The 15,978-nt window shown below is 51.5% G+C and carries 13 protein-coding genes; 6 read left to right on the forward strand and 7 right to left on the reverse strand.

Annotation, left to right across the window (positions count from 1 at the left end):
• The first annotated feature begins 67 nt into the window (after positions 1–67).
• Positions 68–532: a GNAT family N-acetyltransferase gene (locus NE357_RS14345; RefSeq protein ID WP_169430425.1), complete on the forward strand. Its 465-nt coding sequence runs from the start codon at positions 68–70 to the stop codon at positions 530–532.
• Between the two features lie 25 nt (positions 533–557).
• On the opposite strand, the gene NE357_RS14350 is transcribed toward NE357_RS14345, so the two are convergent.
• The 3 genes from NE357_RS14350 to NE357_RS14360 form a co-directional block, all read right to left on the reverse strand.
• Complete coding sequence (locus NE357_RS14350) at positions 558–968, reverse strand: hypothetical protein (RefSeq protein WP_134786387.1); 411 nt, start codon at positions 966–968, stop codon at positions 558–560.
• A gap of 105 nt (positions 969–1,073) precedes the next feature.
• The gene (locus tag NE357_RS14355; protein ID WP_169430426.1) at positions 1,074–4,598 is read right to left on the reverse strand and encodes a transporter substrate-binding domain-containing protein; all 3,525 of its coding nucleotides are present in this window, start codon (positions 4,596–4,598) and stop codon (positions 1,074–1,076) included.
• 111 nt (positions 4,599–4,709) lie between these two features.
• Positions 4,710–5,324 carry a response regulator transcription factor gene (locus NE357_RS14360; RefSeq protein WP_085703082.1) on the reverse strand — a complete coding sequence of 205 codons (615 nt, stop codon included), beginning with the start codon at positions 5,322–5,324 and terminating at the stop codon, positions 4,710–4,712.
• 336 nt (positions 5,325–5,660) lie between these two features.
• Between NE357_RS14360 and NE357_RS14365 the strand changes: the two genes are divergently transcribed.
• From NE357_RS14365 to NE357_RS14385, 5 genes are all read left to right on the forward strand, one after another.
• Entirely contained in the window at positions 5,661–6,533 is an 873-nt protein-coding gene (locus NE357_RS14365) for an EAL domain-containing protein (protein WP_169430427.1), read from the forward strand.
• Between the two features lie 113 nt (positions 6,534–6,646).
• A complete protein-coding gene (locus NE357_RS14370; protein ID WP_169430428.1) occupies positions 6,647–7,249 on the forward strand; it encodes a fimbrial protein in 603 nt (200 codons plus the stop codon).
• 52 nt (positions 7,250–7,301) lie between these two features.
• On the forward strand, positions 7,302–7,997 hold the full coding sequence (locus NE357_RS14375) for a fimbrial biogenesis chaperone (RefSeq protein ID WP_169430429.1): 696 nt from the start codon (positions 7,302–7,304) through the stop codon (positions 7,995–7,997).
• Positions 7,998–8,049: 52 nt separating this feature from the next.
• Positions 8,050–10,509 carry a fimbria/pilus outer membrane usher protein gene (locus NE357_RS14380; RefSeq protein WP_445576618.1) on the forward strand — a complete coding sequence of 820 codons (2,460 nt, stop codon included), beginning with the start codon at positions 8,050–8,052 and terminating at the stop codon, positions 10,507–10,509.
• 14 nt (positions 10,510–10,523) lie between these two features.
• A complete protein-coding gene (locus NE357_RS14385; RefSeq protein WP_445576619.1) occupies positions 10,524–11,591 on the forward strand; it encodes a fimbrial protein in 1,068 nt (355 codons plus the stop codon).
• Between the two features lie 177 nt (positions 11,592–11,768).
• On the opposite strand, the gene NE357_RS14390 is transcribed toward NE357_RS14385, so the two are convergent.
• From NE357_RS14390 to NE357_RS14405, 4 genes are all read right to left on the reverse strand, one after another.
• A complete protein-coding gene (locus NE357_RS14390) occupies positions 11,769–12,962 on the reverse strand; it encodes an OprD family porin (RefSeq protein WP_249314440.1) in 1,194 nt (397 codons plus the stop codon).
• A gap of 142 nt (positions 12,963–13,104) precedes the next feature.
• Positions 13,105–14,487, reverse strand: a complete 1,383-nt coding sequence (locus NE357_RS14395) for a tripartite tricarboxylate transporter permease (RefSeq protein ID WP_169430432.1) — start codon at positions 14,485–14,487, stop codon at positions 13,105–13,107.
• Entirely contained in the window at positions 14,487–14,969 is a 483-nt protein-coding gene (locus NE357_RS14400) for a hypothetical protein (RefSeq protein ID WP_169430433.1), read from the reverse strand. The genes NE357_RS14395 and NE357_RS14400 overlap by 1 nt, the downstream gene beginning before the upstream one ends.
• A gap of 89 nt (positions 14,970–15,058) precedes the next feature.
• Positions 15,059–15,976 carry a hydroxymethylglutaryl-CoA lyase gene (locus tag NE357_RS14405; RefSeq protein WP_212633384.1) on the reverse strand — a complete coding sequence of 306 codons (918 nt, stop codon included), beginning with the start codon at positions 15,974–15,976 and terminating at the stop codon, positions 15,059–15,061.
• Between the last annotated feature and the right edge of the window lie 2 nt (positions 15,977–15,978).

Consider the following 15,978-nt stretch of genomic DNA (forward strand, 5'->3'; position numbering starts at 1 on the left):
CTGTTTCCCTTCTCTGGTGCAGCCTGTAGCCTAGGCTTTTCCCTTTGACTAAACCTCATGGATGCTTATGAAAATTCGCCGTTTCTCGCCAGGAGATGAGGCCGCGTTGTTTCGTGTCTTCTTCTCGAGCATTCATCAACTCGCAGCGGTTGATTACACTCAACATCAAATTGATGCTTGGGCACCAGAAGACATTGACCCGCAGTACTGGACGACACGGATGCGAACAATCAATCCGTTTGTCGCTGAACACAACGGCGAAATAGTGGGCTATGCCGATATTCAGTCCAATGGTTACATCGACCATTTTTTTGTTTCCGGTGCCCATGCTCGTCAAGGCATCGGCACTCTTCTTATGGGTCGTATCCTCGACGAAGCGAATATGCTGGGAATTCGAGAACTCACTTCAGACGTCAGTCGCACCGCTGAGATCTTCTTTGAGCGTCACGGTTTTCATGTAGTGGAGAGAAAGCTCTCGGTCACCCGCGGTGTGTCGTTGCCGAATGCGCTGATGCGTAAAGAGCTGAAGTGAAAGGTGAGTTCGACCGACTTAGAACCTAGAGTGCTGTAGCGCGAGGGTTTCCGGCTGGGGTCGGTTTTATGATCCTTTGCAAATCTTCGCCTCGGACGGGTAGTTGCAATATACGAAGTGAGGGTAGTGAGCGTTTTTTGGCCCACTCGGCAAGGTGACGGCGCTCCTGAAAGTTCACATCCGAGGTGAGAATGATCAGGTTTATCGCGCGATACCAAGCAAGGGATTTCAGGCAATCGCTGTCCCTGCGAACTTCAAAATTGTCGAAGATCAACGTTTCGAATCGATCTCCAGCTTCGAGCAGTTCTACAACCTCTTTTGCAGTGCTACGAAGCGTAATGTTGAAAATCCCCAGGCGGTTAAGCAAGCGTGTGAACTCCAGCATCTCGCCAAAACGCTTTCCTATCACGACGACTCTCTCTTGAGTTCTCTGCATCGCTACGTCTCCAAAAAATCGCAAAAGCCTATGCAATTGATTGAGGGTTGTGCACAAGAAAAATCTTGCCTGGGGTCGGGTATATTCTCGAATATGCTCTGGGGCTCACGAATCCGTCGAGGCCAGAAAGTTATTCAAATCGCTGAGCAGGTTCTCAACGGATTGATACAGTTCATCAACGACTTTCGCAAACTCCGTACTATCAGGCCCTGAACAGGCAAGTTGCAATTGATCACAGGCGTTGATCACGCGGTTAGCCATTATGATTCTTGCTACCCCCTTCACGCGGTGGGCCAGGTCATATAAGCCGATATGATCGTCCAGGGCGAACAACCTGAGAATATGCCGTAAATCTTCCTCGCTCTCGCGGATGATGTCGTGTAGCAATTTAGTCATGAGCTCGGCATCATGACTTGCGAGTTGTGTCAGGTTGGCAATGTTAAAGCTCGTCTGTTGTTGCGAAGATTCGCTTTCTGAGTCACGTGCATCAACCGGCGTTGCCAGGTGTTGCAGGCGTTTTGCCAAATCATCCAAGCTGACAGGCTTGAACAAACAGTCATCCATTCCTGCTGCCTTGCACATTTCCACTTCACGCGCCTGAGCATTTGCGGTAAAGCCTAAGATAAGGCAAGGGGCTCTAGCTGACGTTTTCTCCACGTGACGGATTTTTTTGGCCAGGTCGTAGCCGTTCAGAATGGGCATATTGCAGTCAGTGAACACGACGTCGAACCCGCCTGCATTCCAGGCGCGGAATCCACTGATACCATCAACTTCATCGGCCACCTGATGGCCGAGATAGATGAGTTGTTGGGTCAGCAACAAGCGATTGGCCGGATGATCATCCACCACCAGGATCTTCAGTTCGCGACTCATGGGCATTTCGAGGATGCTGACCGCGTTACGGAGCTCGGGTGGTGCAAATTCCACATTAAGAGTTAACTCAACCTCCGTACCTTTTCCAAAGACACTCCGAAGATTCAAGGTTCCACCCATCATCGAAGACAGTGCCTTGCTGATATTCAATCCCAATCCTGACCCAACCGAAAGTGAAGCGCTATCAGTACCCACTTGGCTAAAAGGCGTAAACAGCTTTGGTATATCTTCGGCCTTAATTCCCACGCCGGTATCGCGGACACAGACGTTTAACGCCAAGTGGCTGGTACTCCATCGATGAGCGCTGACATCGACGGTGACATTACCCTGCGAGGTGAACTTGATCGCATTACTCAGCAAATTGGAAAGTATCTGTTTGAAACGAAGTGGATCGATAAACACCTCGCATTCAGCCAACGCATCAACCTTGACGTCAATACTGAGCCCTTTCTGCCGAGCGAGACTGTGAAAAACGCGCGTGGTCGAAATGATAAGATCCTTCAACGCCACACGCTCAGGTGCGAGTGTCAGATGCCCCGACTCGACGCGTATGATGTCTAATGTATTCCCGATGATACCCACAAGGTTCTTCGAAGAGTCGTAAGCGACCTCGATTGCCAGTCGATCAAGTACCCCCTGCCGGGCTTTGATCATGGCAAGTTCCAACATACCCACGACAGCGTTCATCGGCGTCCTGATTTCATGGCTTATGGTTGCTACAAATTTTGTTTTGGCTTGACTGGCGCTATCGGCCTCATGTTTCGCTTCTATGAGTTTTAATAGCAACGCTTCACGCTCTGTGACATCCACCCACCCACCAATAACACCTTTGATTACGCCATCATCATCCTGGTAAGGCACAACCCAATGGAAGGCGGTAATAGAACGACCTCCAGGGAGATAAAGCTTCATGTCCTCCGAGTATTGTTCGCCCCTCGCCATCACATGCAGGTATCTATTCTGAAAGACATTTGCATACTCTGGCGGTATGAATGAGTAGTCGGTCAGGAGCGTCCCCGTTACGTCGCTCGATGATAGTCCTGTTTCTGCCAGATAACGCTGATTGCAGGTGATCAAACGTGCAGCTTGATCCCTCACATATATGGGATGCGGGAGACTATTAATAAGAGTCTCCATGAACTTCATTTGATCTCGCAGCGCTTTTTCAGCGATGACTCTCTGGTTGATGAGATGCCGAAGGTACAGGATCCAGACGATGGCGACCGCGAGAAGAAGAACGGCCGACACTATCCCTCGGTAGTAGACACTGCGTGCAGCGACCAGCTCGGTTTTATCGACAGCCACGTCGCCGCCCCAACGACTCGCCAACGCTCTCAGCTGTTCCGGATTAAGCGATGCGACCGCAGCATCGATAATAGAATATAAAAGCTTATTCTCAGGACGTGTCCCCATTGCAAAGTGAGAAAATTTGCCATCCACGACATTGACTATGCGCAAATTATCCCTCTGATTTTTCGCAAGCGCATACTTGGCCGTTGCAAAATTCCCGATGCTGGCATCCACTTGGCCTGTTCTGAGTAAGTGGAGCGATGTATAAATGCCATCGGAGGGCACCTGTATTATGTCCGGATATTCTCGCCTTAGATAATCCACAAAATCGAGATTGGTAGTGTCGAAAGCAACGCGATGTCCTGCCAGATCAGAAATTTGTGTGATCCACATATCCGACGCGCGCGAAATCAGAACTCTCGGAGTCGAGAGAAACGCGCGGGTGTAAATGATTTCAGCATCGGGTCGGATACCGGACAAATTAAGTACGATATCGACCTCACCATTCGCGAGCTTCGTTCTGACCTCTTCTGCTGAGGAGCACTCTATAATTTTAAAATGTAAACCCGTGATCTCGCTTACGTATTCAAGAACATCAGCAGCTATACCCCGGTAAGCATAGTTTTGATCGTTAAAGGAGATGGGCGGATAATCGGTGACGAGACCAATTTTGACTGGGGAGTTTTCAGTGATCCAGTGGCGCTGGGTGGGTGTCAAATTCAGCTCAGAGAGGGGCGGGGGGTAGAGCGAGGTACCGGTCCAGCGCTGTATGATGCCTGCTTGTTTCTCTTGGTTAACCGCCGACAATACCAAGTTGACCGCGCGCTGCAGATGTTGATCGGATCGCCGAAACCTGAAGCGCTTCATACTCGACATCTCTTCAATCGGACTTAAATACAAACCAGAAAAAAAATTGGCATTGATCACATGTGCCGCATCCAGGGCACCACCCACAAAGCCATCTACTAAATCGAATTTGACAGCCGCAATCGCTTCCAGGGAGGTCGGGTAATTTGTAATTGTAACGTTAGGGTATGACTTGTGCAGAGCCTCCAGTCCAGTTGAAGACGTCACCGCAGATAAATGAAGCACCCGCTGCGAAGGGTTGAGGGGGAAAGCTTTCTGTCGAGTCACGATCACGCTGGGATCCACCCAATAAGAGGACGATTCAATAAATGACTCCTCAGAAGTATGTCTCGTTCCCGGGGGAGCCAACATGTCAACTTCACCGTTAAGTAACGCGGTTTCCGCCGAAGCTTCATCAACATATCGCCGGACGCGAATCTCCACACCCAGCGCGTCGGAAATCAGTTCAAGGTAATCAGCGGTAATTCCGCTGTATTCACCTTTTAACGTTCTGATTTCCAAGGGAGGGGCTCCCGCAAGGGACGTACCAAACGTGATAATTTTTTTTTGCTGTAACCAGCTCTTATTGGGAAAATTATCGGATTGGATAAGTGGCATCATGTGCGACCGCCCGTTCAGCGGTAACGACTCGATTACAGCGGCTGCCGAAAATGAATCTAATGTCAAGCTCCAGATCGCCAACACGCAAAGCAATTCTGTCCGGTACTTCATTTATATAAGGTTGTTTCGTTTGGCGAAGTCGGCAAGATAGACGACCGAGCGTACTTGGAGTTTTTCGGCAAGTCGGGTTTTATACGTACTAACTGTCTTGTTGCTCAATAGCATAGCCTCGCCGATTTCTTTATTGCTAAAGCCACGAGCCAATTGCTGCAAAATAGCGAGCTCACGGTTCGAGAGATTCTGGATCATCAACTGTTCGGATTTCTCTGTGTCCGTACGGCACACCGAACTTGTTGGCAACTCGGGGAAGAAGGGATAGCCACTCATGATGGCTCTGACGGCTCTGCGCAGCTCCGCAAAGTCGCCGGTTTTACACACATACCCGGCGGCACCTGCTTGCATGCAACGGCGAGCGAAAAAGTTTGGCTCTTGAGACGTAAAGATCAAAACCTTGGTCGTCAGCCCATAAGTACCTATACGCGTCAGAACCTCCAAGCCATCAAGCATTGGCATTGCGATGTCCAGTATCAGTAACTGCGGGGCATGCGTGCGTACCATCTGTACCGCCTCAGCACCATCGCCGGTTTCAGCGACAATATCAAAATTTTCTTCCTTCAAGAGCATCCGTACACCAACACGGATAATAGGGTGATCGTCCACAATCATCGCTTTCACATCGACACCTCTGTAACACCAAACCTTGAATAGCTCAGGCTGTCACCAAGAGCAGATCAAGGATAGGTCAGATTCGAGCAGCGGTAATGTAGGAAATTTCTTACGACACGCCAGCCTCCATCTGTGGTGTGCGATCTAGCTTGTCTGTGGACTGCCCCCGCGTTCCAGGATGCTGGCTAGCAACGATGCTGGCATGAAAAGAAATAGATCGCCGCATTCTCCACGATTCGCCACTTGGGAAATTTCCTACAGATACCACAGCTGATCCTGCTTACAGTGCCGCCATCACGACTTAACCACTCCTTCTATATAGGGATTTGAAATACCGTGAAGCGTCAATTCCCAACATACCTCGAAAGCGAATCTGGAGTCAGAGCTGCAGCAGCAAGCACTGCCCACTCTCAGCTACATCTTGTGGCTGATATCAAACGAGGTTTGGAGTCACAGGAATTTAAAGCCTTTATACAGCCCAAGATTCATCTGCTTGATCGCCAGGTCGCGGGCGGCGAGTTGTTGGCGCGCTGGAACCATCCTGTCAGGGGAGTTTTGCCAGCAGGGGAGTTTATCCCAGCGATGGTGCAGCACGGGCTGATCGACTCACTGCTCTGGATATTATTCAGACAGGGGTTGGCACTTCAGAGACAGCTGACGCAAATGGATGCTCTAGTGCCTCTTTCATTGAATTTACATCCAGTGCAACTAGCGAACAAAAATTTGGTAGAGAGGTTAATTGAAGAAATAGAAAGAAATAACGTAAGGCACAACAGCATTGTTTTTGAAATTTTGGAGTCCGCGACGCTCCCCGGTAGTTCCGCCGCTTACGAAAATGCGTTGCATTTAAGACGTGCAGGATGTGGATTGTCATTGGACGATTTTGGCTCAGGGTACTCAACGCTGGAGAGACTTATCGTATTGCCGTTTACCGAGGTGAAGCTCGATCGGGCATTTGTCCAGAGAGTTCCGGATGATTTTCAAGTTGAGGCGATCATCTCCTTCGCACTTGCGCTTACAGAGAAGCTGAGCATGTCAATGGTGGTAGAGGGCGTCGAAACTGGCACGCAATGTCAGCGTTTGATTCAGCTCGGTGTGCAATATGCACAAGGTTTCTTCTTTGCACGCTCTATGCCTTCGGAAGTATTTGTTGAATATTGCGGTAAATTCGGAAGGGGCGTCTCCAGCGCCCGTACTCGGTTGTTTTGAGAGGAATATGCAGAGGTTATTTTTAATCGCCTTGTTACCAAGCGCGAACAAATCAAAATTAATCGCACGACATTCATGGCTTCCTAAAATCTACTAATGCAATTGGAAATCTTATGAAACAATACATTAAAACGTTCGCGGCCGTATCGGCTGTTATTGCTAGTGTCCACTCCGTAGCTGCCACAAACGTGTCAGGTGGCGTGATCTCTTTTAACGGCATGATCACCGACACCACTTGCACAATCAATGGTGGCAAGAGTGCCGACTTCACTGTCGCACTTGCACCTATCACGGTGGCAGAGGCTGGGACGACAATAGGTCCAATCTTGAAGAACAAGAAGTCATTTTCAATGACCTTTTCGGGCTGTAATGCGGCCAGCAGTTCCGCGACTACGCCAGCTGCGCCGACCACGCCACTGATGATGTACTTTTCGTCAGCGGATAATATCTCCACCGATGGAAAATATCTGCTGAATAACTCGGTTAACGAGAGTGACGCGGCGGTTGCCAAAAACGTTGGCTTTTCTCTGGGCTTACCTGGAACGCAAACACCTGTGCAACTGAATACGCCGTTTAATACCGGGATCATCGGTGCAAAGAAGTCGCCCGATTCAGACACCCTAGTGTTCGACGCTTACTATTACAAGACAAACACGGCTGCTGCAAGGGTAGGGTCAATAAGCTCTAGTTTGATATATACCATTTCGTATCTCTGATACGTCCTTCGAAGCTCCAGGCCGCTACAGCAGGCCTGGTTTGAGGCATACGATGTTTAAGTTACTGATATTGGGGTGTTTCGTCTTGGGCTCCGCCTGTGCCCAAGCAAACATAATTTTGAATGGTACGCGAATTATTTACCATGAAAGTAAGGGATTTAAAACCGTACAACTGACGAGCACGGGGGCGGATGCTTCTTTAGTTCAGGCCTGGATTGATGATGGAGATGTCAACTCTACGCCTGAAACAGCGCAGGTACCGTTTTTGTTATCCCCTCCCATCGTCAAAGTGCTCGGCCACGGCGGGCAGCAACTCAGGATCGAAAAAACTGACCAACCGGTAGCCGGCGATCGTGAAAGTGTATTTTATTTGAATGTTCTAGAAATACCTGCATTTCCGGAACACTTGCAAGGGCAAAATACGCTGCAACTAGCCCTTAGAACACGCGTCAAGCTTTTTTTTCGCCCTAGCGCTCTGAAGTCGCTCCCTGGCTTCAGTAATGAAAACATCAGAATTATGGCACGCGGCACGGGTGTGTCTGTTTTCAATGACAACGCCTATCACTTGACGATTGTGCGAATTGCGGAAAAAAACTCGAGCGTTGAAATCGCGGGGTCCAACATGATTGCTCCTTATTCTTCATTGGACATACCAGGCAATACTAAGCTTGAGCCTGGTACTCAATATATTTTGACTTATGTTGACGACCTGGGTGCATACCGAGATGAAGTGGTCACATTGCGCTAAATCGATTTCTCAGGTAGAAACAATAAAGACTTTCGCTTGTTTTAGCGTACTAATGAGCGTCTCAACGGTGATGCATGAAGCGCGCGCGGAGTTGTTTGACACTTCGCTTCTGGCCGGCAGGTCGAAAGAATCAGATCTCTCCAGATTTTTGAGTAATGTTGAACTGCCTGCTGGCCGACATAAATTGGATGTTTATGTAAATGATCTATGGAAAGGCCGATTTAAGGTGTTGCTTGGTAGTACGCGAGAGGATGTTAAAATCGCCTCAACCGCTATTTCAGAACTGGGGCTGCAAACCTCCTGGGTGTCACCCGCTGCGGATTCCGATAATTGGATTCCGGTCCAATACATTTCAGAGGGGGCTACTTTTGTCTTGGATATCAGCACACAGAGCCTTCGCGTGAGTGTCCCTCAGGCCTATGTACGACGTACTGATGAAAGCTACATTGATCCGCAGTTCTGGGATCCTGGACTGCCTGCATTGATCCTTGGCTACAATGCTGTTTATAACCGGCTGGAAGCCCAAAGTACAAATGTCGCCACCAATGACTTTTACTCAGGCCTGAATCTAGGTGTAAATATCGGCGGGTGGCAGTTTAGAGAGCTTGGCTCGGCAAGTAAGCGGTCCGACGAGCGGATCCAGTACCAGTCGAATCTCCGTTATGCGCAAAATAATATTGCGTCACTGAAGTCCGTGGTAAGAGTCGGTGAGTTTTATTCCGGCGGGGAATTATTTGAATCTGTTAAAACCAAAGGCGTCGGTTTGTCTTCGGACATCAACATGCTTCCTAATTCAATGCAAGCATTTTCTCCAGTGGTCCGAGGAACCGCCAGAACCAATGCACTGGTGATAGTGAAGCAGAACGGTAGCATCATCTATCAGGAAAACGTACCGCCAGGTCCCTTCGTGATTGATGCATTACCGCAGACCGGTTCGGCGGGGGATCTCACAGTGATTGTTCAAGAGGCTAGCGGAGAGGTCACTTCATTCACAATACCTTTTTCGTCTGTTCCAAGCATGCTGAAAGCTGGTGTCAGTAAATACGCTTTAACATTGGGCTCAGCAGTACAACCTAATACGAACTATACCCCGGATTTTTTTCAGGCTACCTGGCAACGAGGGCTTGATAATCGCGCGACGGGTTACCTCGGAAGTACAATGAGCCCCGAATATCAAGCGTACCTGATCGGCGGCGCCTTTAATTTGCCAGTGGGTGCTCTGTCTCTGGACGTTACCCATGCACGCACGGATCTAAAAGAGCGAAATTTCACCGGTCAGAGTATTCGAATCACCTACAGTAAACTACTCGATGCCACTGCCACAAATTTTACGCTAGGCGCTTTTCGGTACTCAAGTGCAAATTTCTATACGTTCGATGATGCCATTTATGCGAAAGAAAATAATTTCAGCAAAAATCGAAAAAAATACCAGAATCGATTTGACATACATCAGACCGAAGACACTTCTGTTATTGACATGAAGACCTGGGATTCGTTAACCGGTGCACGGCCGCGTAACAATTTCAGCCTCAATATTAGTCAACGCCTGCCCGGCGAATGGGGGTCTGTATATTTCGCAGGCGTGCAACGAGATTACTGGGGCTCCAACAAAAAAAGTCGGGAGTACCAGTTTGGCTTTTCAAAATCGTTTAACCAGGTATCCATTAGTCTGTCCGTCAACAAGGTTCGTGATTCACATGGGCATGAGCAGACGCGGTCGTATATTGGTTTTACTATTCCATTCGAGATGTTCTCCAATCGTGCAACCCTCGCCAGTAGTGTTTCATTTGCCGAATCACGTTATTCGCAAAGCAATACGAGTGTCAGCGGTAGCGCCCTGCAATCTCAACGACTTAGTTATAGTGTGGCGGCGAGTCACGACCCTGAGAACCGTGCCATCAGTGTGGGCAGCACTTACCGCGCCAACAACGTCACCGTCGGGGGGACCCTCGGTGAAGCATCCGATTACCGACAGTTTGGCTTGGACGCACGCGGCACGGTGGTCATGATTCCAGGAAAAATTCTGGCATCCAATGATATGGGTAATACGATGCTAGTTGTCGAAGCTCCCAAGGCCAAGGGAATGGTTGTCAATGGTGATGCCAGTGTCGTTACCGATGAAGATGGTTACGCGCTTGTACCTTACGCAAGCCCGTACCGCACAAATTCAATCATGCTGTCCGAGGGAGCTAATACCTCGGGAGGGAGAGTCATAGGCAACGTTGCTCACAGCGTGCCGTTTGCCGACGCAGTGGCAAAGGTCACATTCAAAACTGACTTGCGTCAGGCGTTGAACTTTCGTGCTTTACATGCAAATGGTTCCCCGTTGCCCTTCGGCGCCGAGGTGCTGGATCAAGCCGGGAACTCTATCGGCTATGTTGGCCAAGCTAGTACGTTATATATAAATTATGACAAACGACCATCACAGCTAACAGTGCGTATGCATGACAGTGTCTGCGCTATAAACCTGCCGGATGTACTCGCGCCTCGAGCGTCCGTTTCGTGTCGATAAGTGGAGACGTGCTGATGTCTGTTTGGTCAACAACCAAGTTGTTTTTTGCTGTTTTGTTATTGAACCTTATTTTCAACTATGCCGCCAATGCAACGTGCTATGATGATATTACATCCCGAGGCCCTGATATTGTGCTGGATCTTTCGGAGCGCTTAAAAAAGGATATTTCCCCAACGTGGACGACGACAGTTTATACTAATTTTACGAATCGGCCGTTTAGTTGTTCTGGAGGCGAACAACTAAAGTATCAATCTGCTCTTAAAAAATCTGGCGGGGTATTAATCGGATTTCACAATGGCGCCTATTGGATTCGGGTAGAAATAATCTCGATGCCGGAATCCATACCCATGAAATCGGGTTCACATCGAGGCGCCGAGGTGAATACGGCCATTACGATGCGATTTACCTTGGAAAACGTGACTGGACCTGACGAGACAAAATTTGGCAGTAGCGTGGCGCTGCTCAAAAATTTCGTAAATGTCGTCGACGACTCAAACATGGGTTTGCTTGAATGGATTGGTTCAATTTTCAGCTCGGCGTACTATCTGGTGGCCGGAGCGCCCGATTGGAAAAGAAATATGTTCACTCAAAACTTGGCATTGATCTACACGCCCACCTATACCACTTGCAAGTTGGACAACCCCGGGCTAACCGTCAGTCTTCCAGAGGTCGGCATTTCAAGCCTTACCGCAGGTTCGCGGATTGGCTATACTCCATTTAATTTAAACTTTAGCTGTGACAACCTCCGGGGGAATGGGTTCTCGGACCGCATGGTTGACATTTTCCTCTCTAGTACTGACTTGGGCACTCGGGATACCTATCTGGTTGATCAACGCCCCCTTGCAGCGCAAGGAGTCGGAATCATGCTGGTTGCTGCAAACAACCCATCGGCGCCCGTGATATTTTCACGATCATCGATGGCACGCGGACGAGCGACTTCGATTCACAGATTGCAACCCGGTATTTATAGCCCCGATCTCTTTAGCGTCTCACTGGGTGCGTTCTACTTCCCGTTTGCTCCAGACAAAGTGACTGTCGGCCCCATCAAAGCATCTGCCACCGTCAATATTACTTACCAGTAGGAAGGCAAGCCTGACCATGCTCTGGAGAAATCCTGAAAAAGTCCTGATTTGACAAAATAACCGGACACCAATCGCTGAGCTTTTCAATGAAGAAGCATTTAAGCAATGGCGTCAGAACCACCTATCGATGTGTTCGGAATTAGTCGACTTATTAAAATGGGGCTCCGAAACCGGCTCCTACAGTAACGACAGTGGATAGCTGACAATCAAGCGGTTTTCATCAAACTCCAGGGAGCTGTAATCCCTGCGCAAAGTGGAGTTGCGCCACCGCACACTGAGGTTCTTGGCCAGTCCAGTTTGCACCACATACGCCAGTTCCGATTCACGGCCCCATTCCTTGCCATCGCTCACGGTACCGACGTGGGCGTTGCTGCCGCTGATGTAGCGGGTCATCAATGTGAGGCCCGGCAGGCCCAGATCCACGCAGTCATGGTCATAACGCACCTGCCAGGAGCGCTCTTGTGCCGCGTCATAACTGGAGTTGTAGCTGTCGTTCGCCAAGCTGGTGCCCGCGGTGCCATTCACTCGCATCCAAGCGTTATCCCCGAACATCCGTTGTCCGCCGAGATAAAACGTGTGGGCACCAATTTTCGCCGACAGCATGGCCGACCATGCCCGGTTTTCCAGATCTCCGGCCAGGGCCTTACCGTTTTCTTTGCCCGTGAAATAACCCAGGTTAGCCCCCAGCACCCAGTTGCCTGCCTGTTGGCTGTGGGTCAAGTTGAAATAGCGTTGCTGGTAGATATCAACCAACTCCGAATACCAGACGCCCGCTTGGGTGTTTTTCTCGTTGAACTGGTATTCGACGCCGCCGAAGTTGAAGCGGTCCGAGGTTACCTTCGCACGGCCAGCCATAAACATGGCTTCCATGCTTGCGTCATTACGTGGACTGTTGGCGCGGAATTGACCGCCATACAAGGTCAGGCCGTTGAGTTCGCGAGACGTCAATTGCGCCCCGCGAAAGGTCTGGGTCAGCGAGCGTCCATCGTCGGAACGCAACACCGGCAAGACTGGCGCCCATTCGCCGGCCCTGAATTCGGTGCTGGAGATTTTCGCTTTCAATGCCACTCCGAACCGGCCAAAATCATCCGCCGGGCGACCTTTATCATGTACCGGCAGCAATTGAGTGTTGCCAGTGCCCTTGCCCCCGTCGAGTTTCACCGAATACAGGCCCAGCACATCCAGGCCGAAGCCAATGGTGCCCGAGGTGAAACCCGAGCGTGCATCGAGGATGGAACTCTGAGTCCACTCTTCGGCCTTGGCTTGGGAATAATTGCGATCGACAAAGTTGCGATTGATATAAAAGTTGCGCAGGTTCAGCGAGGCCTTGGCATCGTCAATAAAACCTTCGGCGTGGCCGTCGGCGGACAAAACCAGGCAAACCAACAGGGCAGGGGTGGAACGGGAAAGGATTTTCACTGTTGTTATTCCTTTTTAGCAGGCAACACTCTCCCGTCGCGGATAACACAGCTATCTGCGGGGAAAACGTCTTGGATGTTTTATGTGGGCGGAACTAGCCCACGAGCGCAATGATCGCCGGAACGCTAAGGACCGCCGTGTAATACCCCATGAACTGCACACCGGTGTTGAAGCCGAGGAAGCGCGCAAGGAAACCGCCGAGCAAACCCACCGTGACAATCACCAATAGGCCCAGCAAACCTCCCTCCCATATGCCAATCACGAGCACCAGGCCGATAAAGGTCGAGATCACTGCTTCATGACTGATATTGCGCACCACGAAAGCCGCGGCGCCGTGGGCAAAATTCATAGTGAACGGATAGGCCACGAGAATCGCCACGACCACTGCAAGCATGCCGTAACCAAGAAAATCCATGGTGCTGAGCAGATTGTGCAGGTTGTTGACTTCGCCGGTGGCGTTGTCCACCCAAAAGCGTGGCGGTGCGTTGAACAGCGGCGCTGCAGGGCCAGCAGCCACCGGACTCAAGGGCAACCCGAAGGCGATCAGCGGGATCAGCGTTTCGGCGATGTAGGTAGACTCAGTGACACCATTTCGCGCGGTGATGACCGTTGTCAGGCGGTCGTATGCCTGCTTGATTCGCGCACCAATCACTTCGCCCATGATCACGGTCATTGCTACCGGGCTGAACACGAAGGTCGCGCTCGACACACTTGCCGCCATGGCCGTGATCTTCATCTGACGCGGGTTGATGACCTTGAGCGGATTGGGAAAGTAACCTTTCCAACCCTTAACGTCCGGCGCCAGGGAAAAAAACCGGTATTCACTGCGGCGCATGCGCTCGCGCTCAGCCGGTGCCAACAGGGAAAACAGCGAAACAATCAGCGGCGCCACGGCAATACCAAGGAAATAGCTAACTGACAACTTCACCCCGTAGTGGCCGGTCAAGACCTGCAAGGCGACAATTACCATGACAAACGGTATCAGCGCGAGTACGGAGGCCCAGCGCCCCGCCGAGAAGTAAGCGATAGCCAGCGCCGCGCAGAGGAACACCCAAGGCGCGAATTGCTTGATCACCTCACCAAACGGCGCCAGTAATACCGCGAACAGAACCGACAGTGGCACCGCGATCAGCGCGGCCACGGCGCCACCAGTGATCATTTTGCGCAGGGCGATATGTGGCACGCCGAGTTTGCGCAAGTAGTTTGCGTCGCCCAGCAAGGCGGTGGCCACTGTATCACCGGGAATTCCCAACAAAGCTGTGGGCACTGCGTGGGTCATATGCTTGGCAACCGCGCCGGCGAGGAAGAAGGTCAAGACCCCGGCAGGCGGTGCGCCAAGTAACACCACCAGCATCGTCAGGGGGGCGAGGGTCGAGGTTTCGTCTGTGCCCGAGACCAGGCCGATAGCGGAAAAAACCACGGCGCCCAACAAGCCTAGAGCAAACGCCATCATCACTTCATGCATGAGCATTTCCATCAGCCACGCCCTCCACTCAGACTGGAGGTACTGTGGGTTGCCAGTCGATGCGTATTTTCTTCCCGCGCCTGGGCCTCACGGAGCAGGTCATACAGTCCCAGCTCACGCAGTTCTGCGATCACTTCGGCGGACAAGTCTTCAAGCCGACCGAGGCTGCCGTACTCCTTGAGCAGATCAACCACCACTTGCTCGCGAAAAGCAGGATCGGCGGCGTGCTCCTGCACATCGCGTTTGGGCACAAACAATCTGGCACAGATCGCGCCGGCTAACAGGCAACCGAATACGCCCACAAGCATGGCGTATGTCTTGGCCATCTGTGCTGACTCGACAATAGGATGCAGCAAGTGGTGCGCGATGCAGTAGGCACCCAGGCTGACAACCGCACCGATGCCGATGGCACCTGCCAAGTGTCGGCTATCGACAGTGTCGCCCCATACCTCGTAGAGGTTTTGCTTTGCAGGCGGTGAAAGAGAATGCTTCATGGTGCCCTCCGGCCCTTGCGGGCTTGTTGTTTTTGTTGAGGCTGGTAAAGCATGGCCGGCCGTGCCGCAGATGCCGGCCGTATACGGCTTCATGTCACGTTTGGTCTGGTTAATGCCTGACGGGTGAGCATCGCCTTGGCCACGCGTGATCCACCGCTGCGCTGCAGTTGGCGATCGATGAACACGCCCACTTCGATCAGTTGCTCAAGGTCGACACCGGTTTTTATGCCTTGGCGTTCCAGCAAATACACCAGTTCTTCGGTTGCCACATTTCCGGTCGCCCCTGGTGAATAAGGACAGCCGCCCAGGCCGGATACTGAACTGTCGAACACCCGAACCCCAGCCTCCAGCGCAGCATGAACATTCGCCACGGCCATGCCGTATGTGTCGTGGAAATGTCCGGCCAGCGTAACGACCGGTATCTCTTTGGCACAGGCGGCTATCAACCGAGCGGTCGCTCGCGGCGTGCCAACGCCGATGGTGTCGCCGAGACTGATTTCATAACAGCCCATCTCATAAAGTGCCGCTGCCACCCGTACCACTTGGCTGATGCTGACATCGCCACTGAAGGGGCAACCATGTATACAAGACACGTAGCCCCGCACCGCGACACCCGCCTTGCGGGCCTTGGCCAGTACTGGGCGGAAGCGCGCCAGGCTTTGATCAATAGAGCAATTGATATTCCTCTGGGAAAACATTTCTGAAGCTGCGGCGAACACTGCTACCTCCTGGCAACCCACCGCCAGCGCTGCATCCAGGCCTTGCAGGTTGGGCACCAGGGCGCTGTATGTCACCCCGGGTCGCTGGCCGAGCCGGCGCAGCACCTGATCGGTACCCGCCATTTGCGGCACCCAGCGCGCCGAGACAAAAGCACCAACCTCGAGGGTTCGCAAACCGGCAGCGACCAACCGTTCCACTAGCGCTACCCGTGTGTCCACCGGCAGGCTGCGGACTTCGTTCTGCAAACCATCACGTGGCCCCACTTCCACCAATCGCACGGCGTCCACGC

The organism is Pseudomonas sp. G7(2022) (assembly GCF_052660475.1).

What these genes read in the sequence shown, in the direction of transcription:
- NE357_RS14400 (WP_169430433.1), bottom strand. Translation starts at nt 14,969, where the DNA reads ATGAAGCATTCTCTTTCACCGCCTGCAAAGCAAAACCTCTACGAGGTA.
- NE357_RS14380 (WP_445576618.1), top strand. Translation starts at nt 8,050, where the DNA reads ATGAGCGTCTCAACGGTGATGCATGAAGCGCGCGCGGAGTTGTTTGAC.
- NE357_RS14345 (WP_169430425.1), top strand. Translation starts at nt 68, where the DNA reads ATGAAAATTCGCCGTTTCTCGCCAGGAGATGAGGCCGCGTTGTTTCGT.
- NE357_RS14385 (WP_445576619.1), top strand. Translation starts at nt 10,524, where the DNA reads ATGTCTGTTTGGTCAACAACCAAGTTGTTTTTTGCTGTTTTGTTATTG.
- NE357_RS14370 (WP_169430428.1), top strand. Translation starts at nt 6,647, where the DNA reads ATGAAACAATACATTAAAACGTTCGCGGCCGTATCGGCTGTTATTGCT.
- NE357_RS14350 (WP_134786387.1), bottom strand. Translation starts at nt 968, where the DNA reads ATGCAGAGAACTCAAGAGAGAGTCGTCGTGATAGGAAAGCGTTTTGGC.
- NE357_RS14395 (WP_169430432.1), bottom strand. Translation starts at nt 14,487, where the DNA reads ATGGAAATGCTCATGCATGAAGTGATGATGGCGTTTGCTCTAGGCTTG.
- NE357_RS14375 (WP_169430429.1), top strand. Translation starts at nt 7,302, where the DNA reads ATGTTTAAGTTACTGATATTGGGGTGTTTCGTCTTGGGCTCCGCCTGT.
- NE357_RS14360 (WP_085703082.1), bottom strand. Translation starts at nt 5,324, where the DNA reads ATGATTGTGGACGATCACCCTATTATCCGTGTTGGTGTACGGATGCTC.
- NE357_RS14355 (WP_169430426.1), bottom strand. Translation starts at nt 4,598, where the DNA reads ATGATGCCACTTATCCAATCCGATAATTTTCCCAATAAGAGCTGGTTA.